Genomic DNA, 25,658 nt, shown 5'->3' with positions numbered 1-25,658 from the left:
CACGCTCTGTTCGAAGGGAGGACACCGTGTCCCAGCAGCATTCGACCCGCGCGCTCTTGCCGCTCATCATCCTCGCGGCTGCAGCATGCTCCGGCGCCAAGCCCAAGCAGGCAGGGGAAGACTACAACTTCGATCAGGCACCGTCTGATGTTGCCGCACCCGCTGAGACGGGGAGCTCCGGCGCCGAGGCGGGGAGCTCCGGCTCCGAGGCGGGCGCGTCGGCGGACAGCGGGGGCGGGCTCAACCCCGATCAGAAGAAGCAGATGGAGATCGCCCTGCGACGCGGAGGGGACAAGGCGGCGAACTGCGCCGAGGTCGTGTCCAACGCGCCGACGGGCGAGGGAGAGGTCAAGGTCGTGTTCGACGGCCAGAAGGGACGCGTGACCGACGTGTTGGTCGGGCCGCCCTTCGCAGGGACGCCCGCCGAATCCTGCGTGAAGCGCGCCTTCGTCGGAGAGATCGTGCTGCCGTTCGAGGGTGATCCGCTCGAGGTCCCGTACACCGTGAAGCTGCCGTCCAAGAAGTCGGGCGCGGGAGCTTCCGGAACGAAGACGCCATGAAGTTCGCCTCGATCGCCGTCGTCGCCGCGCTGGGGTTGGCCGCTGCCTCTGCCGGCGCGGAGGAGCCGGCGGCGCCTCCGCGGTACCCGCCGTCCTCGGCACGCGTGAAGGTCATCGTCGGCGGGGTGGCCGTGACGGCGCTCGCCTACGGCGCGGCGTTCCTCGCCGCATCGTCATGGCCGGAGGTCCCTGGGGCGAGCGAGCTGAAGATCCCGATCGCTGGTCCATGGCTCGCGCTCGCCAAGAACGGCTGCGCCGCGGACGATCCGGACTGCGGAGCGACGCTGTACGTTCGCGGGGCTCTCACCGCCATCGGTGGGCTCGCGCAGCTCGCCGGTCTGGGTCTCGTCGGCGAAGGGATCTTCATGACCACGGAGGCGCGCTCGGCGCAGCCTTCGACCCCTGCGGCGCTGACGGTGCGGCCGGCCCCGGTGATCACCGCGACCGGCATGGGCATCGGCGTCGTCGGCACGTTCTGAGCTACCGAGAACCACGCGGGCCGCGCGGTGATGCGCCGACGCTCGCTCACCGGCGGCGCCATGGCAACAGCGCGGGGCCGCAGACGGGCTTGCCCGTCATCCGTCCGATGCGCTCGATCATCAGCTCGACGCTGGCGCCGTACGGTACGCGCTGATCAGCGCTCCCACCGAAGACGCAGCCCGCTCCGATCACGTCGCCCGCGCGCAGCTCGACGTGGTTGCTGATGTACGCGACGGATTCCGCCAGCGAGAAGGTCCACTCGCCAACGCGCGAACAGGAACGCGTCTCGGCGTCGACGCGGACCTGGGTCCGCAGCGCCTCGACCGAGCCGAGCTCGTCGGGCGTGACGAGCACCGGGCCGAGCTGCGTTGCAAAGTCCTTCGCCTCCGACGGTGGGAGCCCGCGCACCAGCGACCGCGCCTCCAGGCTGCGCGCGGTCCAGTCGTTCAGCACGGTGTAGCCAGCGATCGCGCGCTCCACCTCTTCCGGGGCGGCGCGCCGCAGATCCTCGCCGAGGACCACCGCGAGGTTCAGCTCGTAGTCGGGCCTGTCCTCGAGCGGGGGGAAGGGGATCTCGGCAGCGTGTCCAAGCAGCGCGCGGCTGTTGCCGAACCGATACCAGGGGCGCTCGGCGCCGTGCGCGTAGGGGCCGAGCTGGATGTACGCCGCGCGGTCGGTGGCGCAGGGAGGCAGCCACAAGATCGTGGCTGGGTGCAGATGCGTCGACGCGGGACGATCTCCGCTGAGCAGCCGATCATCCAGCGCGTGAAGGCCGGCGCAACGGAGCGCCACCACGCGCGTGTGAAAGTCCGACACGCCGCGGATGTCCGCGAGCTTCGTCCCGAAGTGGCGCTCTAGCTCCGCGACGTCGTAGAGCGCTCCGTCCCGTTCGAGCGCTACGATCGGGGTGGACGTCGCGAGCTGGAGCACGTGCGCGATTCTCATGGCGTGACCAGGCCCGCCGGGAGCCGGCGGAGCGTACCATCCCGGTCCGCCGAAGCTCTCAGGCCGGCGGAGCCCCCAGCACCTACGCCTGCGGCCGGCGGTCGGCGTCCGATCCCGAGGGACTCGACCCTTCTTGGGACATCGGATTGTCCTTTGCATTGACGCGCTGGGAGAGCGGCCTAGAATGCCGGCGGATTCAGAGCGGCATCACGTCGCGCAGGCTTGCCGTGGGTCCCTGCCGGTTGCAGATGGGCTCGTACGGCAGGTCAGGTTCTGTTGCCGGCGCGGAGTTCCCCGTCGCGGGGTTTCCTCCGGCTTCGGTCCTGCTGACGGGGCCGTGCGGCTTGTAAGCCGGGCAAGGTATTTGCCGTGGACAGCCGACCCTTGGCGGCGCTCACCTTGGAGCGCCGCTCGAGGGACTGGTTACAGGCGCGCACACGGCGCAGCGGAGCGATGGGTCATGAGCAAGCGGACCAAATTCGTCTTCGTCACAGGCGGAGTCGTATCGTCGATCGGCAAGGGACTGGCTGCAGCCTCGATCGGGGCGCTGATGGAGTCCCGTGGGTTGAAGGTCACCCACCTCAAGCTGGACCCGTACATCAATGTCGATCCCGGCACGATGTCCCCCTACCAGCACGGCGAGGTCTTCGTCACAGACGATGGGGCGGAGACCGATCTCGATCTCGGGCACTACGAGCGCTTCACGCTCGCCCGGATGAGCCGCCAGAACAACTTCACCACCGGCCGCGTCTACGAGGCGGTCATCTCGAAGGAGCGCCGCGGCGAGTACCTCGGGGCGACGGTGCAGGTGATCCCGCACGTCACGGACGAGATCAAGCTGCGCATCCGTTCTGCTGCGGACGGGGCTGACGTCGCGATCGTCGAGGTCGGCGGCACCGTGGGTGACATCGAGTCGCTTCCGTTCATCGAGGCGATCCGCCAGCTCAAGGTGGAGTCGGGCGCGCAGAACGCGATCTCGGTGCACGTCACGCTGGTGCCGTTCATCGCGACGGCGGGCGAGCTGAAGACGAAGCCCACCCAGCACTCGGTGAAGGAGATGCGCGAGATCGGCATTCAGCCGGACATCCTCCTCTGTCGCTGCGATCGGCCGCTCCCGCGCAGCATGAAGGAGAAGATCTCCCTCTTCTCGAACGTCGCCGTCGACTGCGTGATCGCGGCCGTCGACGTCGACTGCATTTACGAGCTCCCCCTCGTGCTCCATGCCGAGGGGATCGACGAGAAGATCACGGAGCTGCTCAACATCTGGGCGAGGCAGCCGGACCTGTCGCCGTGGCAGCGCATCGTCGAGCGATTCAAGAAGCCGTCCCGCGGCATCGTGAAGATCGGCGTCGTAGGCAAGTACGTGCACCTGCGCGACTCCTACAAATCGCTGCACGAGGCGCTCGTCCACGGCGGGCTCCACAACGACGTGCGGGTCGAGCTCGAGTACATCGACTCCGAGCAGATCGAGGCGCGCGGCGCGCCCGAGCTGCTGTCGAACCTGGACGCCATCCTCGTGCCCGGCGGCTTCGGCGATCGCGGGACCGAGGGGAAGATCGAAGCCATCCGCTACGCGCGTGAGGAGAAGATCCCGTTCTTCGGGATCTGTCTCGGCATGCAGCTCGCGGTCGTCGAGTACGCGCGCCACGTCTGCGGCATGACGGGAGCCAACTCCGTGGAGTTCGATCGCAACGCGGTCGACCCGGTGATCGATCTGATGCCCGACCAGAAGGGGGTCGTCGAGAAGGGCGGGACGATGCGCCTCGGCGCGTACCCGTGCGTCCTGGACAAGGGCTCGATCGCCGCGGAGGCGTACGGGCAGACGAGCATCAGCGAGCGGCACCGCCATCGGTACGAGGTGTCGAACAAGTACCGCGAGGCGATGGTGCAGAAGGGGCTCGTGCTCTCCGGGACGTCGCCCGACCAGCGCCTCGTCGAGATGATCGAGCTGCGTGAGCACCCGTACTTCGTGGGCTGTCAGTTCCATCCCGAGTTCAAGAGCCGCCCCCATAGCGCGCACCCGCTCTTCGCGCGCTTCGTGCGCGCCGGTCTGGAGCGCCAACGCGAGCGCAACAAGGCCGAGAAGCCGAAGCCCGGCGATTCTGCCGCCGCCCACACCCAGCAAGCTGCCTCGTCCGTCAACTAGAGCGGGGTGCACGGGTTCGTGCGCTACGGGCTCAGTCGCCAGGCGGGCGAGTGAGGCGTACGAAGCTACGCCGCAGCGAGCCGAACGACGCGGATGAGCGCGCAGCGCACGAAGATGCGCCTGCGCTCTAGCGGCCGGCGCCAGAGCTCACGAGGGTCTCTGGCCGCCGCATCGACGGCGAGACGGGCGGCGCTGCGATGGTCGTCGAGGGATTTGTCGCGAGCTCTTGCGGACGAAGGCGGCCCTGCAGCCTCCGTCCGCAGATCATCGATGACGAACGCCGCGCGCGATCAGACGTCGCCGAGGCTAGGCCGGCCCAGCGGCGGGGCGTCAAGGGGCTCGGCGTTTGCTGCCTGAGGGGCGAGGAGCGGCGAACGCTCACCGACCTCCTTGATCAGGTTCCGCTGCAGCACGTGCGCCGGCGCGGTCCTGAGCTCCCAGATCAGGCCGAGCTTCTCCATCGCGCGCAGGACGTAGAAGCTGACGTCGATCTCCCACCAGAAGAAGCCCTGGTTCGCGCTGCTCATGTAGTGGTGGTGGTTGTTGTGCCAGCCCTCGCCGAGGGTGATCAGCGCGAGCCAGAAGTTGTTGCGGCTCGTGTCGGTCGTTGCGTAGCGCCGCGAGCCAAACACGTGTGCGAGGGAGTTGATCGTGAACGTGCCGTGCATGAGCGCGCACGTCGACACGACATAGCCCCACAGGAACGCGTCGTAGCCGCCCACCGCGAAGAGCAGCGCCATCATGCCGAGCGGCCCGACCACGTGGTAGCGGTCCAGCCAGCGGAGCTCAGGGAAACCCGCGAAGTCAGGGATGCGCTTCAGGTCGAGCTCCTCGTGCTCGCGGCCGAGCCACCAACCCATGTGCGCGTACCAGAACCCCCTGCGGAGCGGGCTGTGGACGTCGCGCTCGGTGTCCGAGTACTTGTGGTGGACGCGGTGCGTCCCCCCCCACCACAGCGGGCCCTTCTGGGTCGCCGTGGTGCCGAGCAGCGCAAGCAGGAATTGCAGGCCGCGGCTCGTCTTGTAGCTACGGTGCGAGAAGTACCGGTGGTAGACCGCCGTGATCGCGAACATCCGGACGACGTACGTGGCCACGGCGAGCGCCGCGAGCTTCCACGTGGCACCTCGGAGGATGGCGACCACGGTGCCCACGTGGATCGCAGTGATCCCCAGCACGTTGAAGATCTGGCCGAGGCTGGGGCCAGGTTTCGGTACGACGACTCGTGTAGGGCTCGATGCAGGCGCTTGCGTCATGGGTTCCAAAGTGGATGGAGCATCGAGCACGCCCGTCACTGGGGCTCATGACGCTGGTCATGATTCCGTCATGCGATGCGGCAGCCGGCTCGCCGACGGATCGGCGCAGGGCGTCGACGAGCGCGCGATCTCAGGGGCGCAGGGAGAGGACGTCGATGGCTGGCCCGGCGGAGACCCGGATCTTGCTCGCTCGGAGGGGATCGCCGTCGAGGATGTAGGGGCCGTCGCCGAGCGAGGTCGCGCGGGCCTCGGCGCCGAACCGGACCGTGAAATCTTGGACGAGGTCGTCGAAGTGGTCCTTGCCGCCGATCCGGCGGCCCGCGAGGACGAGCGGAGCGCGCGGCCCGAGCTCTCGAGGGGGCAGGGCGCTGGCGACGAGGTGAGGGCGATCGAGATCCTCCCCTGCCCGGTAGGTGACCAGCATGTGGATCCCGAGGTCACGCACTGCAGACGAGCAGATGAGCGACCAGGCGCGTGGGGCGAGCTGCCGCCCCTCCACCTCGATCGTGCAGGGCAGCGGGTCGAGGACGCGGCGCGCGTAGGCGCCGCCGTAGAAGGACTCGATGAACACCCGCGCCACGATGCGCGCAGCGGCGCCGTAGCCGTCGCCTCCGCGCTCGTAGTAGACATCGAAGAAGCTGGCCACGAGCCCGGTGCCGAAGATGAAGCCGATGCGCTCCTCGACGCCGCTGCGGGTCGTCGCGCGCACGCGCAGGGTGGGCCGGCGGACGGCGCCATGGATGGCCGCGCCGCTCGGGAGGCCACGAACCTCGCTGACCGTCCGCGCGAGGAGCACAGCCGGATCGCCGGTCATGCCCCAGTTCCGCGCGACGGTCGCCACGGTGCCGCCTGGCAGCAGAACAAGCGGCGGCAGCGAGCGATCGCCGAAGGCGCGCGCGAGGGCCGTGACGCCGGCCATGAAGCTGCCGTCGCCGCCCGAGAGCGCGACGAGATCCGTGCCTCGCCGGGCGAGTCGCTCGCAGACCTCCGCGAGCTCCCCGACGTTCGAGGTCGGGTGGAGCTCCGCCGCGCCAGCGCACGCGGCCGCCATGCGGTCGATGAGCGACGGCCTCGCCCGGTACCGGCGCGCCGTGGTGTTGACGATGACGTCGATACGCATGGTGCCGGAACGTGACCGCCCTATAAAACGGATTCCCCGGGTGGTCGAGCCGAAGGGGCTTCGAACGCGAACTTCGGCGCGGTAAGAGGCGCGTCATGCGCCGCGTGCTCTCCCGGTCGATCCTCGCCGGCCTCCTCTCGTTCGCCGCCGTCACCGGCTGCGCGAGCTCGGCCTCCCTACGCGCAGCCGAGGCGGGCAGATTCGACGAGCTGCGCCGCACGTTGAGCGACGAGCTCCGCCGCGGCACGCTGGACAGCGACGACGCACGAGCGATCGCCCGCGCGGTCGCGCAGGGGGAGATCGCGCGCGCGACGCCGCCATCGGGGGCCGATCGGCTGCGCGAGCTCCGGACGTGCGCGCGCGCGCTGGAGGACGCGCTCGCCGAGCGCGCCGCGGGCTCGGACGCGATCGCCACCGCCGCGGCGATGATCCTCCTCGAGGCGGGGCTCACCGACCCGGAGAGCGTGAAGCGGTACGCAAGCGACGCGGCGGCGGGGCGATACCCCGGCAAGGACACGGCGCTCCGCGCGCTGGAGACGCGGGCGCTCATCACAGCCGAGGACGGCGCGATGCGCCGCTCGCGGATGCTCGACGGAGATCAGGAGGTTCGCGTCTCGGCGCTTCGCGCCGCCGTCGCCGCGGCGGACCCGAGCGATCGGGAAGCGCTTCTCGAGGCGGCGCGGCTCGATCCTTACCCGCTCGCGCGGACGCTGGCGATCCGCGCCGCCGGGGCGCTCGGCGGTCAGGACCTCGTGCTGGCGCTGCGCGATGTCTGGACCCTCTCGGATGAACCCGGGCGCGAGGCGATCGCCGAAGCGTGGGCGACGCCGCGCGCGCTGGACGGCGGCGGACGCGCGCAGCTGCGCTGGGCGATCTCCACCCAGCGCGGCGCGCCCGCGATCGCCGCCGCGCGCGCGCTGGTCCGCGCGGGAGGCGAGGGCGCCGGCGAAGCGGTCTCCGTCCTCATCGGCTCCATCCGCTCCAGCCAGAGCCGGGATCGCGTCTACGCCATCCTCTCCGCGCCGCTCCAGGACCCGGCGGTGCGATCTGCGCTCATCGAGGCGCAGGGCGATCCGGATGAGGCCGTGGTCTTCGCCGTCCATAGCCGCCACGTCGACGCCGCGCCGCGGGACGTCGCGGCGCGCGAGCGCTCCGCGGCCGTCGCTTGGCTGATGAAGCTCGCCGCGGGGACGTCGACGCGCGCGGTGCTCGCGCGGGGAGTCCTCGCACGTGCGGGAATCCGCGCGGTCGTGCCGCTGCTGGAGCGCGACGTCCGATCCCGCGAGATCCCGGTGCGCGAGGCGGCGGGGGCGGGCTTGGTCGCGCTCGGCGAGATCCCGCGCGCCGCATCGCTCCTCGCCGACGCCGAGCCCCAGGTCAGGACCTCGGTGGCCTGCGCCATCCTCGAGGCGTTCTGAGCGTTGCTGAGGCGGCGCCCGAGGTGGTCCGGTCGCTCAGAACCTGGAGACGAGCTCGAGCCGCGCCCCCTCGAACGGTGGGAAGTTCCGGCACACGCCCGAAACGCAACGTAGGCCCGCGCGCCGCTGCCCGACGAAGAGCTGCACCGTGTCGACGACCTGGTCGAGCGCTGTTTCCCTCGACCCGGCTTTCCACTGAAGTCCCCCGTTGAAGTAATGGCAGAGCTCGCTGCCCTTGCCCGGCGCACACCCAAGCGCGTTCGTGTACTCGTAGCCAAAGATCGCAGCGAGATGGGGCGACCACTGGAGCGCGACGTAGTTGTCCCCTTCGACCCAGGACGATTCGAAATTCTCTGGCCTGTAGCGCCGGCGGCTGTTGCCCTGTGCCTGGAGGGAGAACGCGCCGGCGAGGTGCTTCACGATGTCGTACCGGACGTAGCCTTCGCTGTAGAAGACGTCGCCGGTGTCGGCCGCATCGGATTGCCGAACTCCAGCCCAGGCGCGCACGTGCGAGCGGCGGCCATCGAAGTCGATCTCGGTGCCTGCCGCGGTATCCCAGGTATCGGTCCGATTGATATCCGCCGTGTCGCAGTCGATGTTGTCCCGGCGTTCCGAGAAGCTCACATAGCGCCCGAGCCAGGCGTAAATGGCCGCGCTCCGGTTGAAGCGATAGTCCACGCGGGCGCGACCGCCGGTCACGCAGACATTGGGGCTCCCGATCGGCTCGACGTAGATGGGCTCCGCCGTCGGAGGCTGGTTGTACGCCACGCCTGCGAACTCCGGCGCATTGAACCCCGGGTTCGACAGCGGAGAGACGTCGATGTTGGCCGAGAGCGGGAAGAATCGCCGGTAGTGCTTCCCTTCGAGGGCGACGGCGAGCGGACCTCCGCGCCCGTTCGCAGCCAGATAGATCGCGTAGCCGGATATGTCCTTCTCCGGGTTTCCATCCCGGTCGGGGCGACCGCTGCGGAGCTGCTGACCGGCCACCTCGACGTAGACGTCCCCGCGCTCCGCAATGGACGGAATGCTCACCGAGCCGCTGAAGGTGCGGATCGTGTTGCGCTGCCGTTCGGGGGCGTTGTTGACGAACTCCGGGAACTCACCAGCGCACAGGCGTTCCTGCTCCCTGCGCGCATCGACGTCCTCAATGAGCTGAGCCGCGGCCATGCATCGGTTGAACTCCTCGGTGTGTGACGTGCGCAGCAGCAGCGCGCCGTTTGCTGCGAGCTCGACGCCCTTCACACCCGCCTCCAGGCGTCCGCCGAACACGGTGTCCTCCAGGTAGTTCGGCCGGGCCCCCTCGATCGCATCGTAAGGCCGGTTGCTTTGGTTGAAGTCGATTGTGGCCAGGTCGCTCGCGCCAGGGAAGGCGAAGAAGAGCGGCGACCCGTCCCCGTGGAGCCGCCTGCCGCTCGCGTCGTCGACGCGCAGGGGGTTCATCTGTCCGGCGAAGGCGGTGGCCTCCAGCCTGAACAGCTGGAAATCCTTGTCGAGCACGAGCCTGCCGCCCCTCACGGTCGTGTCGATGGCCAGTTCGTCCATCTTCCGCACGCTGAAGACGAGGCCGCGTCCGAGCTGTGCGTAGAAGTCGCCGACCGTGGCCTCGATGCCCGGCTGCGTGTAGGTGAGCCAGAGCTTCGCCGGGTAGACCGTCGTCAAATACCGGGAGTGGAGCTCCCGCGCGGCGTCGTCCAGCTTGAACGAGACCTCTTTGTTCAGGACCTTCCGCTGCAGATCGATGTCGGTCGCCGAGGGCCTGGGCACGTAGAAAGAGCCGTTGAGCCGCATACCGAGCTGCAGGCGCCACCAGTTGAGCTGGGCGTCGAGCCGATCGACGATCTCTCCATAGTTGTCGTCGAGATAGCGCGAAGGGTAGCGGCCATCGTCGTTGCGATTGTCGAAGTGGTAGCTGATGGCCGTGGTGTTCACGACATCGAGCGAGATCGGTTCGCCGCCGACGTTCGGGAGATCGACCGCCGCCGCCGGCGAGGCCGCGAGGAGGAGCGTCGCTGTCAGGCAGGAACGGACGAGGCGGAGCGGGCTGCACACCGCCCGATCTCTACCATGGACCTCGCCGCCGTGGAGCGAGCGAGCCGTCGATCGCGCCGAGAAGGCGCGCCGGACGGCCGCCCCGGCGCTATAGGCCAAGCGCCTTCTCGACCTGCTCGGTGAGCGCCGCCTCGTCGCCGGGCTGGTACCCGCCGCGCTTGTGAAGAATCGAGCCATCTCGGCCGATGAGCACGGAGAACGGAAGCTCGCGCTTCGGATTGTACCGGGCGGCCACGGTCGTCTCCTCGTCGAGGAGCACAGGGAAGATCATCTCCCTGTCGTGGACCGTGCTGCTCACCTGCGCCCGCGACTCCGGTCCGTCGAGCGACACGGCGAGCACGACGAACCCCTTGTCCCTGTGCTTCTTGTAGAGCTCGACGAGGTGGGGCATCTCCGCCAGGCACGGATCGCAGGTGGTCGACCAGAAGTCGATGAGCACCACGCTCTTGCCGGCATAGTCCGAGAGCCTGACCGTCTTGCCGTCGAGGGCGGGGAGCGAGAAGTCCGGGGCCGGGCTCGCCGATGAGCCGCCTGAGGCCGCTCCGCACGAGGCGGCGGTGAGGCCGAGGACAATGAACGCCAGCGAGAGCGCGCAGCGGGTTTTTCGGTTCATTGGGTTTCCGTCGCGAAGGGGCCGGCCTGAGCGGCCGACCGGCATGAGGGCTCAACGTCGCGGGCGCCCCTCTGCGGCGCCCTGGCAGATTCTCCCTACACGCGCGCGCCGACCGGTGGTTCGACGACGCGCCCACGGCGAAGCTCGTTCAGAGCTCGCCGTTCATGATCTTCTCAAAGGTTCGCCAGAAATTGCTGTTTTCCTCGGGCACGCCAGCGACGATCTCCATGATCGTCATGTCCTGCGTCCTGACGATCATGTTCGCCGGGAACGCGTCGGCCTGGAAAAGCGCGCCGAGCTTGTACGAAGGGTCGATCGCCGACGGGTACTGCACGTCGTACCGGGTCGTCCAGCGGTACAGGTCGTTCGGGACCGCCGCCTCGCCCGGGGTCCTTCCGTCTGCGAGCTGAACAAGGAACTCGCCGCCCTGGGGTTGATACTTCTTGTAGAGCTCGGGCAGGACGGACTCTGCCTCGATTTTGCAGGGGCCGCACCATACGGACGAGACGTCGATCAGCAGCACCTTCGGCTTCGGCTCTCCCGCGCCGTAAAGCGAGCCTTCCGGAAAGACCTCCGTCCCGGTCGGGTTGTAGAAATCGGCGAGCTGAATCGGCTGCATCGTGTCGTTGTGTTCGGCGGCGTTGGCGTACCCGACGAACTGATAGTTCGCGATCACCCGGTGGAGGCTCACCCCATACGGCCCAGCCGGATATCGAGCGTTTGCAGCTTGACCCGTCCCCTCGGGAAAGGGAGGAGCAGGAATGGGATCCTCTTCTGCGCAGCCGACGAGCCCTAGAGCCGCCACGACGAAAAGGCCCATCCCGCCGAGAACCGCGTCGATTCGCATGATGCCACCGCCTGAAGTATGGTGTAGGAGTGCTCATTCTTCTGGGCGGCACGGGGGGCGTCAAGGGCAACCTTGGCGTCGCCGCTTCGCTCGGGAGCGCGTTTCCGCAATCTCCGGCCAGGCCCGCCGTGCCTGCCCCGATCCGCGGGTGTTTCCCGCGCTGAGGTCCTATGCAGCAGGTTGTCGCTTCTCACAGCGCCCGTCGGCCCCGTCTCCGTAGTATCCACGCCTTCCTGATGCTGTGCTGCCTGGCGAGCGGGGCGGCCATCGCGAGCGGCGCATGCTCGTCGGGCACGCCACAGGACAAATGCTTCGGGGGGGTCATCGTCGACGGCGTCTGCGAGGGCAAATGCCAGCCGGAGCTCTGCCTGGAGGGCAACACCTGCGTCGGCAACCGCTGCGTGCTCAGGTGCAGCAGCCACCGCGAATGTATTCCAGGCATCCAGGACTGTGCGCCGGCCGCGGAGGACGACACGAAGGCCGAGATCCTGGTCTGCACGCAGAAGGAGAAGATGGTGGGCTTCGGTGCGCCCTGTCCATTCGGCACCGAGTGCGGCCAGTTCGGGCGCTGCCCCGACGAGACGCCGTGCGACCCGAGCCAATGCAACGGGAACCCAGGCGAGTGCCAGCGCGACACGGAGCGGTGCGGCGACGACCCCGCCTGCTCCGCCGGCAAGTGCAGCGACGGCAGCGCCTGCGTCGTCCCGGCCTGCTCTCCCGACCAGTGCACCTCGCTCGGCCTGGAGTGCCTTGGCAAGGGGCAGGGCGACGCCGAGGCCTACTGCACGATGCCGCACTGCATGGGCGATGCGGACTGCCCCGGCGGCTTCGAGTGCGCCGTGTCCCGCGATCCTCACGCGATCTGCGGCACGGACAAGGGGGATGACGGCTTCTGCGGTGAGACCGACGAGGAGTGCGTCGACCCGTCCACGTTCGGGGACGGCAACACCTATGTCGAGGGCCCGGTGTGCCTGCTGCGCAGCACCTGCGTCAAGCGCACCCAGTGCGCGCCGTGCAGCACCGATTTCGACTGCTCGTTCGCCGCAGAGCAGCGCTGCGTCGCGATCGACGGCGAGCGCCGGTGCGCCAGGTCCTGCAGCGCGGACTCCGACTGCGACCTGGACTACCGGTGCGACGAGGGCGCGTGCATCCCGCGGTTCGGCGCCTGCACCGGCAAGGGCAACTTCTGCGAGCCGTGCCGCAACGACACCGACTGCGGCGACGCGGACTCCACGATGGAGTGCACCACCACGCTGCGCGGCGAGCGGGCGTGCCTGGACGCGGCGCTCCCCATCCGGTGCACCGCGGAGAACGCGGCTGAGGTCTGCCCGAAGTCGCCCAGCGGGCTCGTCGGCGCGTGCGTGTGCGTCGAGCAGAACTCGAGCGGGGACTGTGTAGACTCGCGGTGCTACCTGCCGTCGCGCCAGCTCGATCGCGGCGACCCCGATTCCAGCGTCGCTACCTGCTGGTAACGGCGCCGGCCGGGCGCAGGAACGGCCTGTGTCGCGCCGCGCCCGGCCAGGCCAGAGCGAGCGCCCGCGGCGACGCCGCGCTCGCCGGTTGACGGGAATCCCGAGCAGTCCTAACTCCTTCGCCCCATGCCCATCACGAAGGACGCCGCGCTCGCCGCGCTGGCAAAGGTCATCGCGCCGGACCTCCAGCGCCCCATCACCGATCTCGGTCGCGTCCGGGAGCTCTCGGTCGAGGGCGAGGCCGTCTCGCTCACCGTCGAGCTGACCAGCTACTTCAAGCAGCGGCTCGCGGCGGACATCGAGGCGGCTCTGAAGGGCGCCGGCGCGAAGGGCGTCCGGATCGCGTGGGACGTCGGCATCCCCGCGCGCACCATCCTTCAGGACGACCCGTCCCCGGGCGTGCGGAACATCATCCTCGTGATGAGCGGCAAGGGCGGCGTCGGCAAGAGCACGGTCGCCGCGAACCTCACCCTGGCGCTCAGCCGCGAGGGGGCCAAGGTCGGCCTCCTCGACGCGGACATGTACGGGCCGAGCGTCCCGACCATGCTCGGCGTGATGGGCCGCCCGACGTCGGCCGATGGGCAGAAGTTCCTGCCGCTCGAGCGCTTCGGCGTGAAGCTCATGTCGATCGGCTTCCTGCTGGAAGATCCGAGATCGGCGGTCGTCTGGCGCGGGCCGATGCTCCAGAACGCCCTGATCCAGTTCATGCGCGACGTGGAATGGGGTGAGCTCGACTACCTCGTGCTGGATCTTCCGCCTGGTACCGGCGACATCGCGCTGACGATTTCCCAGAAGATGAGGACAACGGGCGCGATCGTCGTGACCACGCCGCAGGAGGTGGCCCTCCAGGACGTGTACAAATCGGTCTCGATGGCCCAGAAGGTCGGGATCGCCCTGCTCGGCGTGGTCGAGAACGAGAGCTACTTCGTGTGCGACGGGTGCAGCAAGCGGCACGAGCTCTTCGGGGCCGGCGGCGGGCAGAAGATCGCGGAGTTCGCGGAGGCGCCGTTGCTCGGCCAGATCCCGATGGATCCGGCCATCCGGGAGTGGGGCGACGCCGGCACGCCGGTCGTTCAGGCTGCCCCGAGCAGCCCGATCGCGCGCGCGTTCGTGGATGTGGCGGAGCGGCTGGCCGGCCAGGTCAGCGCCCACAACCTCGCGAGCGGGGGGGGTCTCCGCATCGATCGGAGCGGGGGGACCAACAAGCACCTGCCCATCATGCGGTAGGCTCTCGCGTAAACGTCCTGGATACGATATGGTTCCGGCCCCTTCCCCCATTCAACCGAGGGGGCCGCTGGAGAGAACGCGAGCACGTTTCGCCCCCATCGGCATGCGTTGTCGCGCGAGGCGCGGATGAATACCCACGAAAATACCACCACGCCGGCGGACGCGCCGGGAGCTCCGGCCGACCAGGGCGGCCCGCTCGAGTCGTCGAACGCTGCGCCCGAGCAAGCAGCCCAAGCCCATGAAGCGGGGTCCACCCCCCCAACCGAAGCGAGCCACGAGCCCGGCGAAGAAGCGTCGCCGCAGGCGAGCTCGACCCAGTCCGAGGCGACACCGGCCGCGGCGGCGAGCGCCGCCCCGGCGAGTGATGCCGACGACGAGTGGGAAGAGCAGCCGGGCGACGACATCGGCAACCGCGTTCCAGGCCTGCCGCGGGATGATATCGGCAACCGCAAGCCGGGGTTCTCGCCCGGCAAACGGACCCCTCCGGCGGCCGCGAAGCCCGCGCCGGCCGCGAAGCCCGCGCCGGCCGGAGAGGCCGGTGCGGCCGCGCAGACCGAGGGTGGCGCTGGAAAGAAGCGCCGTCGCCGCCGTCGCCGCAAGGGCGCGGAGGAGGCCGGCCAGCCCGAGGGCGAGGCAGCTGAGGCGGCCGAGGCCAGCGGCGCGGAGGCGGCCGACGCGGCAGAAGAAGACGAGGGCGCGGAGGAGCAGGCGGCCGACGAGGCGGGCGGGCAGCCGCAGCCTGGTGGCGAGAAGCGCAAGCGGCGCAAGGGACAGGGCGCGCCGCCGCCGCGCGAGCGCCCGGCCTTCAGCATCGGCGAGGAAGTGTTCGGCAGGGTCAGCAAGACCACCGACCATGCCATCTGGATCGACATCGCCGGGAAGGCGACAGGGCTGTTCGACCGTCGCGAGATCCTCGAGGAGGAGCCACCCGTCGAGGGTGATCAGTTCATCGCGACGGTGGCGAGCACCGGCGTGCGCGGAGGCATGCTCCTCCTGTCGAGGGCGCCGGTGCAGCTCGATCAGGCGCGCGCGCGTGCCGAGGCTGCGCTCCAGAGCGGCGAGTCGATCGAGGGGTTCGTGACCGGGGCGGTGAAGGGCGGGCTCGAGGTCGACCTCGGCGGCCTCCGCGCCTTCGCGCCGGCGTCGCACGTCGATCTGCGCCACGGCGCCGACCTCAACTACCTCGTGGGCCAGCGGCTCGACTTCGGCGTGACCCAGTTCGCGAAGAAGGGGCGCGACATCGTCGTGTCCCGCCGCAAGATGCTCGAAGAGGAGAGCCGGAAGGCGCGCACCGAGGCGCTCACGTCGATCGAGCCCGGCTCGCTGCACAAGGGCATCGTGCGCAAGGTCGTCGCGTGGGGCGTGTTCGTCGCGCTCCCCGACGCCGGCGGCGTCGAGGGGCTGGTCCACATGAGCGAGGCGAGCCACGACCGCGGCGCCAAGCTGGCCGACCTGTTCAAGCCGGGCGCGGAGATCGACGTGAAGGTCCTCCGCGTCGACGACAAGGGCAAGCTCTGGCTGAGCCGCAAGGCCGCCACGGTCGACCCGTGGGACGCGGTGAAGGAGAAGTACGCGGTCGGCACGCGCCACAAGGGCAAGGTCGCTCGCCTGCAGCCGTTCGGCGCGTTCATCGAGCTCGAGCCGGGCATCGATGGGCTCATTCACACGGCCGACCTCTCGATGAAGCCGATCCAGCACCCGGACGAGGTCGTGAAGGTCGGTGACGACGTCGACGTTGTCGTCGCGACCTGCGACGCCGCGGGCCGGCGCATCGGGCTCCACCCTGCTCCGCCCGAGGGCGAGGAGAGCGAGCCGCGCCAGCGCGTTCAGCAGGGCAAGGCGGTGAAGGTGTCCGTCACGCAGGTGACCGAAGGGGGGCTCGTCGTCCGGGTGCTCGGCACCACGGGGCGAGCGGCTCGCGGCTTCATCCCGGCCGGCCACACCGGTACCCAGCGTGGCACCGACCTCCGGAAGGAGTTCCCCATCGGGACCCAGCTCGACGCGAAGGTCATCGAGGTGGATCCGCGCCGGGGCGAGGCCAAGCTGTCGATCCGCGCCCTCAAGGAGGACGCCGAGAAGCAGGCGTACCAGCAGTACCGCGCGGGGGTCGCGCGCGAGGCCAAGTTCGGCACGTTCGCCGACCTGATGAAGAAGAGCTGATCCCGGGGAGGCGCGCGCCGCCCGTGCGGCGGCGCCTCCGCCTCCCTCCTCCTCCAGCCACCGCCCGCGATCCGGCGCGCTTCGCGCTACTCGCGCCCTAGCGCGTTCACGGGATCCATGCGCGCGGCCCGCCGCGCCGGGAAGAACCCGAAGACGATCCCGATCGCCGTGCTCACCCCGAGCGCGACCGCGAGCGCAGCCGGCTCGAGCCTCATCGGCCAGCCGAACGCGCGCGAGAACCCGAGGATGACGCCGTACCCGAGCGCGCTGCCGACGATGCCGCCCAACGTGGCGAGCACGAGCGCCTCGAGCAGGAACTGCAGCAGGATGTCGATCTCCCGGGCGCCGATGGCCATCCGGATGCCGATCTCCCGGGTGCGCTCGGTGACGCTGACCAGCATGATGTTCATGACGCCGATGCCGCCCACGACGAGCGACACCGCCGCGATGCTGACGAGCAACGCCGAGAGCGCCGCGAAGATCGCGTCCTGCATGGCCTGGAACTCCGCCTGGCTCCGGACGGCGAAGTCGTCCTCGTCGTTCTCGCCGATGCGGTGCCGCTGGCGGAGGATCGCCTCGGCCTGCTGCCTGGCGCGCTCCGACGTCTCGGCCGACGTCGAGCTCAGCAAGATGGCATGAACCTCCCCGGGTCGCGTGGCGATGACGTGCGACCGCATCGTGGTGATGGGCATCAGCACGATCTCGTCCTGGCTCTGCCCGAAGGGCGACGCTCCCTTCTCCTCCAGCACGCCGAGCACGCGGTACATCTGGCGGCCGATCCGCACCATCCGGCCGACCGGATCGAGCGATCCGAACAGATCGCGCGCGGTCTGAGCCCCGATCACGACGACCTTCTCGGAGAGGTTCTCCGAGGCGGGGCTCCACGGCTCTCCCTGCGCGACCTTCCAGCTCCGGATCTCGAAGTAGTTCAGGCGCGTCCCGACGAGCGTCGGGCTCGCGTTCTGGCCCTCGTGGATGACCTGGGCGCTCGACCTGAGGAACGGCGCCACGAGCCGGATGCTCGTCGACTCGCGCGCGAGCGCCTGGCCGTCGAGCTCCGAGAGCTTGGCGCCCGCGGTGCTGCGGACGCCCGAGGCGCGGGCGGATCGGGCGAAGACGATGAGCGAGTTGGAGCCGAGGTTCGAGATCTGCGCGTTGACGTTGGCGCGCGCGCCGCTCGCCAGCGCCGTGACGGTGACGACGGCCGCGACGCCGATCGTGATCCCCAGGATCGTGAGCCCGGCGCGGAGCTTGTTCCGGCGGACGGCGCGCAGCGCGATCACGACCGCCGAGAACACCCGGGTGAGCGTGGCGCTCATTCGTGCCTCAGGGCGGCGATGGGATCCTGACGGGCCGCGCGGCGGGCCGGGAAGAACCCGAAGACGATCCCGATCGTCGCGCTCGTCCCCACCGCGACGACGACCGCGCTGGCCGGCAACGTCATGTTCCAGCCGAGCGTCGCGGCGAGGGCCTTGATGACGCCGAGCCCCGCGCCGAGCCCGAGCACGCCCCCGATGAGCGACAGGGTGATGGCCTCGACAAGGAACTGGACGAGGATGTCTCCCTCGGAGGCGCCGATCGCCATGCGGATGCCGATCTCGCGCGTCCGCTCGGTGACGCTGACCAGCATGATGTTCATGACGCCGATCCCGCCGACGAGGAGCGACACCGCGGCGATCGAGGACAGGAGCATCGTCAAGGTGTCCAGGATCCGCTCCTGGGACGCGCGGAACTCCGCCTGCGTGCGGATCACGAAATTCGGCTCGTCGTCCGGCGCGATCTCGTGGCGCTGCCGGAGGATCCTGTCGATCTGCTCCACCGCGCGATCGACGGTCCGCTCGCTCGTGGCGGCGGCGACGAGCATCTGCACCCTGCCCGGCGCGCTCGGCACGATCCGCGACCGGAAGCTGCCGATCGGCATGAGCAGCCGATCATCCTGGTCCTCGCCGAAGGGCGATTGCCCCTTCTTCGCGAGCACCCCGATCACCCGGAACGGGTGCTTGCCGATCCGGATGTACCGGCCCACGGCCTCGCCCGAGCCGAACAGGTTCTCCCGGACGGTCTCGCCGATCAGGCAGACCTTCGCCTTGAGCTGCTCGTCGGCCTCGGTCCAGCCCTCGCCCATCCCGACGCTGTACGAGAGGATCGAGAGGTAGCTCCGGGTCACGCCCATGACCTGGGTTGCGACGTTGGCCTCTCCGGCCACGACCTGCGTCGACGTCGAGCTGAACGGGCTCAGCGCGGCCACGCTCGTCGACTCCTTCAGGATCGCGATCCCGTCGGCCTCCGACATCCTCGCGTTCTCGCGGCGCTTCAGCCCCGACGCCTGCGTCGACTGCGGGAAGATGTAGATCGAACTCGCCCCCATGCCCGAGATCTCGCCCAGGACGCGGTTGCGCACGCCCGTCCCGAGCGCCACGACGATCACCACGGCCGAGACCCCGATCAGGATGCCGAGCACCGTCAGGGCGGCGCGGAGCTTCGACCGGACGATGGCGCGCAGCGCGATCCGGACGGCGGCGAGGTAGCCGCTCATGGCGAGAGCTCGTCGCTCTCCGCCGCGGAGAGCGGCAGCGCGGCCAGCGCCGCCGCCGCGTCGACGGGGCGATCGTTCCTGAGATCGCTGCGGATCTCGCCGTCGCGCATCGTGATCACGCGGCTCGCGCAGGCGGCGATGTCCGGCTCGTGCGTCACGAGGACGATCGTGATCCCGTCCCGGTTGAGCCGCTGCAGCAGCCCGAGCACCTCGTAGCTCGTGCGCGTGTCGAGGTTGCCCGTGGGCTCGTCGGCGAGGAGCAGCGGCGGTGAGGTGACGAGCGCCCGCGCGATGGCGACGCGCTGTTGCTGTCCGCCCGAGAGCTGGTTCGGCGTGTGGTGCAGGCGCTCGGCCAGCCCCACCGCGCCGAGCGCCTCGAGCGCCCGCTTGCGCCGCTCCGCCGCGCCGACGCCCCGGTAGACCAGCGGCAGCTCGACGTTCTCGAGCGCCGTGGTGCGCGGCAGCAGGTTGAAGCCCTGGAAGACGAACCCGATAAGGCGGTTCCTGACGATCGCGCGCGCGTCGTTGCTGCGCCGGGTGACGTCGAGGCCGTCGAGCCGGTACGTGCCATGCGTCGGCCGGTCCAGGCACCCGATGATGTTCATCAGGGTGCTCTTGCCCGAGCCGCTCTGCCCGACGATCGCGACGAAATCGCCGTGCTGGATGGTCAGATCCACGTGCCGGAGCGCCCTCACGATGACGGCCTCGGTCGTGTAGTCCTTGCCGACGCTCGAGAGCTCGATGAGCGGCTCGTCTCGGAGCGCCGCGGCGACGCCTTGGCTCTGGGGCAGCATCACGCCTAGAACAGCCGAGGGCCGCGCCCCCTGCCGCCCGCTGACGGATCGTCGTTCTCGTCGGTGACGACCTTGAGCGGCCCGAGATCGGACCCGAGCGCGGTGAAGATGCCGTCGGTGATCCCGACGTCGACGACGCGCGGCTCGATCTTCTCCGCCCCGGGCGTCGCGTCGGTCAGCACGTAGATTCGGCCCTTCTTCGGCGGGAGCGGATCGAGGGGCGGCGCCTTGATCTCCTTGCCGTCCTTGTCCCGCGCCGGGGCTGGCTTGAACCGGAGCGCCGCGTTCGGCAGCCGCCGCACCCCCCTGGCCTCGGCGGACCGGACGCTCACCGTCGCCGTCATCCCCGGCCGGAGCTTGACGTCGGGGTTGTCGACCTCGACGACCGCCGCGTACGTCACGACGCCGGACTGGCTCAACGGGCTGTAGCGCACCTGGCTCACCGTCCCTCGGAACGTCTCGCCCGGGAACGCATCGACGCTCACGTCTGCCGCCATGCCCTCGCGGAGCCGCCCGACGTCCGCCTCGTCGATGTCGGCGAGCACGCGCATCTTGCGAAGATCCTGGGCGATCACGAAGAGGGTGGGCGCCTGGAAGCTCGCCGCCACCGTCTGCCCGGGGTCGATCGCGCGGCTGATGACGACCCCGTCGATGGGCGAGAAGATGCGCGTGTACTGGAGGTTCGTCGTGGAGGAGCGGAGCACCGCCCTGAGCTGCGCCACCTGCGCCTTCGAGGCCGCGAGGTCGGCGAGCGCGACGTCGTAGGCGCCCTGCGCCGTGTCCAGATCGGCCTGCGAGCCCACCCCCTCCGCGACCATCTTCCTCGCGCGCTCGAGCCGCTGCTTGGCGGTCCCCAGCGACGCCTCCGAGCGCACGACGCTCGCGTTGGCCGCCGCGATCTGCGCCTGGTTCGAGTCGATCTGCGCCCCGAAGAGCGTCGGATCGATCTCGGCCAGCACGTCGCCGGCCTTCACGATGCTGTTGAAGTCCACGTAGACCTTGGTGATTCGCCCCGAGACCTGGGCGCCGATCTGCACCTCGGTGAGCGGCTTGACCTGACCCGTCGACTGGACCACTTCGAGCACGTCGCCCGTGGTGATGTCCCCCGTGACGTAGCGCGGTGGCGGCGGGGGCCTCGTCCGGATCCTCCAGACGACGAGCCCCGCGACGAGCGCTGCGATCGTCGCGAGGACGCCGAGGCGAGCGAGCCAGCGCTTCGTGCCTACCCGGGAGAGCTCCTGCTCCAGGCTCTCTCCCCCGCGTCGAGGACGCGGTCCGCCCTCACGCAGGCCCCGGGCTGCCGCGCCGCCGGGGGGCGCCGGCGCGGTCGAGGCCGGTCGCGTCTCGCCCGGCGCCGCCTCTCCGGGGCGGGGGCGCTCCGTTTCCGTGGTGGCCTGCGCAGCAGGGGGCGACGCGTCGAGGGGGTCGCGACCGGTCGCCCGAGCCATGGTGTCGGCCATCGGACGTCCTCATAGCATGCTGCCGCGCAAGCGCGCCTCGCTTGAAACCGCGGAACCGCCGTGGCAGACCAACCGCCGCCCATGGAGTCGCTGCCCATCGCAACGGATACGGTCGTCACGCTGTCCTACGTCCTCTTCAACGAAAGCGGAGAGACGGTGGATGAGGCATCGACCGCAGAGCCGCTCGTCTACACGCACGGCTATGCTCAGATCGTGCCTGGGCTGGAGCGCGCGCTGGAAGGGCTGCGCGCCGGTGAGCAGCGCGAGATCACCGTCGAGCCGGAAGATGCGTTCGGCGAGCGCGATGACGCCGGCGTCTTCGAGGTGGACAAGGCGGATTTCCCCGATGGGGGCGCTGTCGAGGTCGGCGACGAGTTCGTCGCCCAGGGCCCGGACGGTTCGCCGATCGCGCTCCGGGTCATCGAGATCCTCCCCGAGGGCTTCCGGGTGGATACGAATCACCCTCTGGCAGGCCAGAAGGTGCGCTTTCAGGTTCAGGTCAAGGACGTGCGCGCCGCCAGCGAGGAGGAGATCGCGCAGGCTCAGGCCGAGCTGGAGGAGCGCATCGAGGATTCCGAGGGCGAGGGCTGCTGCGGTCACGACCACGACCACGACCACGACCACAGCCACCATCACGAGCACGGCGATGGTGGGGTGCTCGTGACGCTCTCGAAGAAGTCGTCATAAGCCCACCGCGAACTGGTGGGTTGTCCGAGGAGATCACATCATGACCGTAGGTGAGAAGGGCAAGCTGACGGAGCTGCAGCTCGATCGCCGGGTGCGCGAGCGCCTCCTGGCGAGCGGAACGCTCAGCGCGGGGACCATCGAGGCGCACCTCGCGGGCTTGCAGGACCTGGAGGAGCACGCCGAGGGGATCGCCGTCGATCAGCCGGCGCTCGGCGCGTCAGCGCAGGGGTCGCGGATCGAGCCCGACCTCGACGACGAAGGGGCAGAGTGAGCGACGCGAAGAATCGGGAAGAGCTCCCTCCGCCAGGGAGCCCCCCGGAGCTGCCGACGCTCGACTTCTCGACCTTCGTGCTGTCGATCATCGGCTCCGCGTACGTGCACCTCGGCGACGCGCCCAGCCCCGACGGCAGGGAAGAGCAGAACCTGATCCTCGCGCATCAGGACATCGATTTGCTGTCGCTCCTCCAGGAGAAAACGAAGGGGAACCTCTCGGGCGACGAGGAGAGGTTGCTCGAGCAGGCGCTCTACGATCTGCGGATGCGCTACCTCGAGGTCTCGAAACGATCGTGACCGTTGGCGCCAGGGCTCTCTTGGGGGTCCTCCTCGCCTCGCTGGTCGCCTCGTGCAGCAAGGCCTCTCCGGGCCACTCTTCCAGCGCAAGCAGCTCCACCGTCCCCTCGGGCGCCGTGCCGGTGGCGACCGCGCCGCTGCCTCCGTCCGCGCCGCCTCCTCCTCCGATCGTCCGCTCCGAGGGCATGCCCGGCTCCTTCGCGCCGCTCGCGCGCAGGGCCGATCCAGCGGTCGCGACGGTCAAGGCGCGCGTCGAGCGGCAGCAGCAACCGGGCGGCCGCCGCCGTACGGTCGCCGAGGGGCTCGGGACCGCCTTCGTCTATGATCCAGAGGGCTTCCTGCTGACGAACAACCACGTGATCGAGGGCGCGACCGACATCCTCGTGAGCTTCGTCGACGGCCGCGACATCAAGGCGACCGTCATCGGCCGCGACAAACACACGGACGTCGCCGTGCTGAAGGTCGAGGAGAGGGGGCTCCCGTCGCTCCCCCTGGGCGACTCGGATACCATCGAGGTCGGCGACTGGGTGGTCGCGATCGGCAACCCCTTCGGCCTCTCCCACACGGTCTCGGCGGGCATCCTCTCCGCCAAGGGCCGCACCCGGGACGACGTGAAGGGGCTCGACCCGAGCGGCTACTTCAACTTCCTCCAGACGGACGCGAGCATCAACCCCGGCAACTCCGGCGGCCCGCTCCTGAACCTCAAGGGCGAGGTGGTCGGCATCAACGCGGCCGTGCGCGCCAACGCGAACAACATCGGGTTTGCGATCCCGATCAACATGGTCCGGCAGCTGCTCCCGATGCTGCTGCGCGACGGCAAGATCCGGCGGAGCCAGGTCGGGGTGATCGTCGACGTCCTCAACTCGATCGAGGCGGGGCGGCTCAAGCGCCCCGATCGAAAGGGGGCGTGGGTGAAGACCGTGGTGGCGGGGGGACCCGCGGACCGGGCTGGCATCGCGCCGGACGATGTGATCATCGGCTTCGAAGGAAAGACGATTTCCGACCCGAACGAGCTCCGGTGGATGGCGAGCATCGCCGGGGTGAACAAGGTCGTTACGCTCCGCGTCGCGCGGCTGGAGCGGGTCTTCGATGTCCGCCTCACGCTGGGCGAGCTGCCCGAGCTCAGCGACGAGGCCGATGAGCCGTGAGCCGAACGGCCGCTGTCTGCCGCCCGGCACGTCCGCCGGCTGCCGCGCGCCGTGCGTGGCCGCCTGCTCCGCGACCTCCCTCGTCCCCCAGCCTCCTCAGGTAAGCTGACCCCGTGGCCATTGCACCTTCTCACCCGGACGAGCTCGAGCCGGTCGCACCTCCCGGTGATCCCGGCGAGGGCGATGCGGAAGGCGACGACCTGTCCGCGGAGGGCGACCACCCCGAAACGAAGCAGTTCCACCCGCGCCTGAATAGCGCTCCCGCCCGTGCGTCCAATCGCGAGGCGAGACGGCGGGAAGCGGAGGAAGATCGTGAGCTCATCGAGCGAGCGCAGAAGGGGGACCAGGCGGCTTTCCGCTCGCTCGTGGAACGGCACCAGCGCAGGGCGTTCGCGATCGCGATGGGGCTCGTCCGCGATGAGAACGACGCGCGCGAGCTCGTGCAGGACGCCTTCCTCCGGGTCTACAAGGGCCTCGGCTCCTTTCAGGGGGGCTCCTCGTTCTTCACCTGGCTCTACAGGATCGTCACGAACCTGGCGATCGACCTCATGCGGAAGCCGGGACGCCGCGACCTCGAGCTCCAGGAGAACCAGGCGGCGGACGAGCAGTCCGACTTCCCGCTCGTCGCTCGGATCGACGGCGCGGACCCCCTCAACGTCGTCCGGCGCCGGGAGATCGCCGGGCGCATCCAGGCCGCGCTCGACGCGCTGCCGCCCTACCACCGAGGCGTGATCCTGATGCGGGAGGTGGAGGGCATGTCGTACGAGGAGATGGCTCAGGCCATGGGGGTCTCGAAGGGGACGATCATGAGCCGCCTGTTCCACGCCCGTCAGAAGCTTCAGCGCGCCCTCGCCGACTGTTACGCGGAGGAAGAGGGCAAGGCCCCAGCAGAGGACCCGGAGGAGATCGCGTGAGCACCGCCAACAGCAGCAAGGCGAATCACGGGGAAGCGAGCGCCCCGCCGACGGATCTGGAGCTGATGCTCTATGCCGACGGTGAGCTCGATGAGGCTCGCCACCGGCAGGTGGAGGAGTACGTGCTCCACGACCCGCGCTGCCGGGCGAAGGTCGCAGCGCTCGTCACCGCGGCCGACATGGTCCGGGACAGCGCGCTGGCCTCCAGCGCGGCTGACGGCATCGCCGATGGGGTGATGGCGAAGATCCTCGAAGGGCAGGCGGGCGCCGCGCGGGCCGACGGGGGCGGCGCCGCGCGGCCGCTCGCGGCGCCGCCGTCGGGCGAGCCGCCCCGCGCTCGGGCGCGGCTCCAGGGATCGCCGGCGAACGACAACGCGCGCGGGATCTTCGCGCTGACGGCGCTCGCCGTGGCGGCGGCCGCCGCCTTGATGGTCTGGGGCAAGATGGGCGTGGAGACGCCCACCGCGGAGCTGACGACGTCGGCGCCCTCCGCGTTGCTCGCCCCGCCGCCCGAGGCGCCCTCCGCGTTGCTCGCGGCGCCGGCAAAGGAGCCGGACGCCGCGCCGAGCTTCGAGGGGGAGGTCGAGCCCGGCGTCGAGATCGCCGCGGTCGACTTCGGGGCACGCATGGGCACCATCTTTTACGTCCCGCAGGAGGCCGTGGCTTCAGGCCCGACGACCACGGTGGTCTGGCTCTCCGATGACGGTCCGGGAGGACAGTGATGAGATTTCTTGCGAGTGCGATCACCGCGACCATGGTCCTGGCGCTCGGCGTGAGCCCTTCCCCTGCCGTCGCGCAAGAGCAGGCGCCGGCCCCCCCGCAAGCGGCGCCGTCGGACGCCGAGGTCACGTCCGAGATCGTGATCCTCCACGCGACGAACGATGGGAAAGGCATCGACCCGAAGATCGGCAAGATGCCCGAGCTCGGGAAGCCGCCGTTCTCGGCGTACAACAGCTACAAGCTCCTCGAACGGCTGAAGGTCACCCTGCAGAAGGGGAAGCCGACCACGACGAAGCTGCCGAACGGCAGCGTCCTCATGGTGTCGCTGAAGGACGTGGTCGCCGCGAAGAAGAAGGACGAGCCGAGGCGCTTCGTCGTCAGCGCGAGCATCCAGAAGCCAGGTGGCACCACGTTCCTGCCCCTGCTCGAGGTGAACGCCAAGGCCGGCGAGAGCTTCTTCGTCGCGGGTCAGCAGCACATGGGCGGCGTGCTCGTGCTGGGCATCAAGGTCGCGCCCTGAGTCGAGGGGAGCTCGCCCC

General features: G+C 69.8%; 24 protein-coding genes. 14 read left to right on the top strand and 10 right to left on the bottom strand.

Features of this window, described 5'->3' with window-relative positions:
• Positions 1-26 precede the first annotated feature (26 nt).
• Complete coding sequence (locus WMF12_RS37720) at positions 27-560, top strand: hypothetical protein (RefSeq protein ID WP_437741571.1); 534 nt, start codon at positions 27-29, stop codon at positions 558-560.
• Positions 557-1,039 carry a hypothetical protein gene (locus WMF12_RS37715; protein ID WP_437711171.1) on the top strand — a complete coding sequence of 161 codons (483 nt, stop codon included), beginning with the start codon at positions 557-559 and terminating at the stop codon, positions 1,037-1,039. The genes WMF12_RS37720 and WMF12_RS37715 overlap by 4 nt, the downstream gene beginning before the upstream one ends.
• 46 nt (positions 1,040-1,085) lie before the next feature.
• Here the strand turns inward: WMF12_RS37715 and WMF12_RS37710 are convergent, their stop codons facing one another.
• On the bottom strand, positions 1,086-1,985 hold the full coding sequence (locus WMF12_RS37710; protein ID WP_437853023.1) for a fumarylacetoacetate hydrolase family protein: 900 nt from the start codon (positions 1,983-1,985) through the stop codon (positions 1,086-1,088).
• Positions 1,986-2,445: 460 nt separating this feature from the next.
• On the opposite strand from WMF12_RS37710, the gene WMF12_RS37705 reads away from it, so the two are divergent.
• Positions 2,446-4,131 (top strand): CTP synthase, encoded by a 1,686-nt coding sequence (locus tag WMF12_RS37705; protein ID WP_437853021.1) that lies wholly within the window; start codon positions 2,446-2,448, stop codon positions 4,129-4,131.
• A 290-nt stretch (positions 4,132-4,421) separates the two neighbouring features.
• On the opposite strand, the gene WMF12_RS37700 is transcribed toward WMF12_RS37705, so the two are convergent.
• Both WMF12_RS37700 and WMF12_RS37695 read right to left on the bottom strand, forming a co-directional pair.
• Positions 4,422-5,306, bottom strand: a complete 885-nt coding sequence (locus tag WMF12_RS37700; RefSeq protein ID WP_437853019.1) for an acyl-CoA desaturase — start codon at positions 5,304-5,306, stop codon at positions 4,422-4,424.
• A 208-nt stretch (positions 5,307-5,514) separates the two neighbouring features.
• A complete protein-coding gene (locus tag WMF12_RS37695; protein ID WP_437741568.1) occupies positions 5,515-6,504 on the bottom strand; it encodes a diacylglycerol/lipid kinase family protein in 990 nt (329 codons plus the stop codon).
• A 95-nt stretch (positions 6,505-6,599) separates the two neighbouring features.
• Between WMF12_RS37695 and WMF12_RS37690 the strand changes: the two genes are divergently transcribed.
• Positions 6,600-7,922: a hypothetical protein gene (locus WMF12_RS37690; RefSeq protein ID WP_437741567.1), complete on the top strand. Its 1,323-nt coding sequence runs from the start codon at positions 6,600-6,602 to the stop codon at positions 7,920-7,922.
• Between the two features lie 36 nt (positions 7,923-7,958).
• On the opposite strand, the gene WMF12_RS37685 is transcribed toward WMF12_RS37690, so the two are convergent.
• The 3 genes from WMF12_RS37685 to WMF12_RS37675 form a co-directional block, all read right to left on the bottom strand.
• A complete protein-coding gene (locus WMF12_RS37685; RefSeq protein WP_437853017.1) occupies positions 7,959-9,971 on the bottom strand; it encodes a hypothetical protein in 2,013 nt (670 codons plus the stop codon).
• An 88-nt stretch (positions 9,972-10,059) separates the two neighbouring features.
• Positions 10,060-10,584 (bottom strand): peroxiredoxin family protein, encoded by a 525-nt coding sequence (locus WMF12_RS37680; protein ID WP_437853015.1) that lies wholly within the window; start codon positions 10,582-10,584, stop codon positions 10,060-10,062.
• A gap of 148 nt (positions 10,585-10,732) precedes the next feature.
• The gene (locus WMF12_RS37675) at positions 10,733-11,431 is read right to left on the bottom strand and encodes a TlpA disulfide reductase family protein (RefSeq protein ID WP_437741565.1); all 699 of its coding nucleotides are present in this window, start codon (positions 11,429-11,431) and stop codon (positions 10,733-10,735) included.
• 236 nt (positions 11,432-11,667) lie between these two features.
• Between WMF12_RS37675 and WMF12_RS37670 the strand changes: the two genes are divergently transcribed.
• The 3 genes from WMF12_RS37670 (at position 11,668) to WMF12_RS37660 (ending at position 16,290) form a co-directional block, all read left to right on the top strand.
• Entirely contained in the window at positions 11,668-12,903 is a 1,236-nt protein-coding gene (locus WMF12_RS37670; RefSeq protein ID WP_437853013.1) for a hypothetical protein, read from the top strand.
• Positions 12,904-13,029: 126 nt separating this feature from the next.
• Positions 13,030-14,130 carry an Mrp/NBP35 family ATP-binding protein gene (locus WMF12_RS37665; protein ID WP_012239839.1) on the top strand — a complete coding sequence of 367 codons (1,101 nt, stop codon included), beginning with the start codon at positions 13,030-13,032 and terminating at the stop codon, positions 14,128-14,130.
• A 126-nt stretch (positions 14,131-14,256) separates the two neighbouring features.
• Positions 14,257-16,290 (top strand): S1 RNA-binding domain-containing protein, encoded by a 2,034-nt coding sequence (locus tag WMF12_RS37660; protein ID WP_437853011.1) that lies wholly within the window; start codon positions 14,257-14,259, stop codon positions 16,288-16,290.
• 86 nt (positions 16,291-16,376) lie between these two features.
• Here WMF12_RS37660 and WMF12_RS37655 read toward each other — a convergent pair whose 3' ends face one another.
• The 4 genes from WMF12_RS37655 to WMF12_RS37640 are packed head-to-tail and all read right to left on the bottom strand — an operon-like array spanning position 16,377 to position 21,080.
• Positions 16,377-17,609, bottom strand: a complete 1,233-nt coding sequence (locus tag WMF12_RS37655) for an ABC transporter permease (RefSeq protein ID WP_437853009.1) — start codon at positions 17,607-17,609, stop codon at positions 16,377-16,379.
• A complete protein-coding gene (locus tag WMF12_RS37650; protein WP_437741560.1) occupies positions 17,606-18,826 on the bottom strand; it encodes an ABC transporter permease in 1,221 nt (406 codons plus the stop codon). Before WMF12_RS37650 ends, WMF12_RS37655 begins: the two co-directional genes overlap by 4 nt.
• Positions 18,823-19,620 (bottom strand): ABC transporter ATP-binding protein, encoded by a 798-nt coding sequence (locus tag WMF12_RS37645; RefSeq protein ID WP_437853007.1) that lies wholly within the window; start codon positions 19,618-19,620, stop codon positions 18,823-18,825. The genes WMF12_RS37650 and WMF12_RS37645 overlap by 4 nt, the downstream gene beginning before the upstream one ends.
• Before the next feature lie 5 nt (positions 19,621-19,625).
• The gene (locus tag WMF12_RS37640) at positions 19,626-21,080 is read right to left on the bottom strand and encodes an efflux RND transporter periplasmic adaptor subunit (RefSeq protein ID WP_437853005.1); all 1,455 of its coding nucleotides are present in this window, start codon (positions 21,078-21,080) and stop codon (positions 19,626-19,628) included.
• 60 nt (positions 21,081-21,140) lie between these two features.
• Here WMF12_RS37640 and WMF12_RS37635 point away from each other — a divergent pair, with 60 nt between their 5' ends.
• The 7 genes from WMF12_RS37635 to WMF12_RS37605 all read left to right on the top strand — a co-directional run bounded on the left by WMF12_RS37635 (position 21,141) and on the right by WMF12_RS37605 (position 25,639).
• Entirely contained in the window at positions 21,141-21,767 is a 627-nt protein-coding gene (locus WMF12_RS37635; protein WP_437853002.1) for an FKBP-type peptidyl-prolyl cis-trans isomerase, read from the top strand.
• Between the two features lie 40 nt (positions 21,768-21,807).
• A complete protein-coding gene (locus WMF12_RS37630; RefSeq protein ID WP_437741556.1) occupies positions 21,808-22,038 on the top strand; it encodes a hypothetical protein in 231 nt (76 codons plus the stop codon).
• Positions 22,035-22,337 carry a DUF1844 domain-containing protein gene (locus WMF12_RS37625; protein WP_012239831.1) on the top strand — a complete coding sequence of 101 codons (303 nt, stop codon included), beginning with the start codon at positions 22,035-22,037 and terminating at the stop codon, positions 22,335-22,337. The genes WMF12_RS37630 and WMF12_RS37625 overlap by 4 nt, the downstream gene beginning before the upstream one ends.
• 116 nt (positions 22,338-22,453) lie before the next feature.
• A complete protein-coding gene (locus WMF12_RS37620) occupies positions 22,454-23,485 on the top strand; it encodes a S1C family serine protease (RefSeq protein WP_437853000.1) in 1,032 nt (343 codons plus the stop codon).
• Between the two features lie 113 nt (positions 23,486-23,598).
• The gene (locus tag WMF12_RS37615) at positions 23,599-24,399 is read left to right on the top strand and encodes a sigma-70 family RNA polymerase sigma factor (RefSeq protein WP_437741554.1); all 801 of its coding nucleotides are present in this window, start codon (positions 23,599-23,601) and stop codon (positions 24,397-24,399) included.
• Positions 24,396-25,121, top strand: coding sequence for an anti-sigma factor family protein (locus tag WMF12_RS37610; protein WP_437741553.1), 726 nt, complete (start codon positions 24,396-24,398; stop codon positions 25,119-25,121). Before WMF12_RS37615 ends, WMF12_RS37610 begins: the two co-directional genes overlap by 4 nt.
• Entirely contained in the window at positions 25,121-25,639 is a 519-nt protein-coding gene (locus tag WMF12_RS37605) for a hypothetical protein (RefSeq protein WP_437741552.1), read from the top strand. Before WMF12_RS37610 ends, WMF12_RS37605 begins: the two co-directional genes overlap by 1 nt.
• Positions 25,640-25,658: the final 19 nt, after the last annotated feature.

This window comes from Sorangium sp. So ce363 (genome assembly GCF_051520435.1).
Classification (GTDB): domain Bacteria; phylum Myxococcota_A; class Polyangia; order Polyangiales; family Polyangiaceae; genus Sorangium; species Sorangium cellulosum_B.
This window is presented reverse-complemented; position numbering and strand designations above follow the sequence as displayed.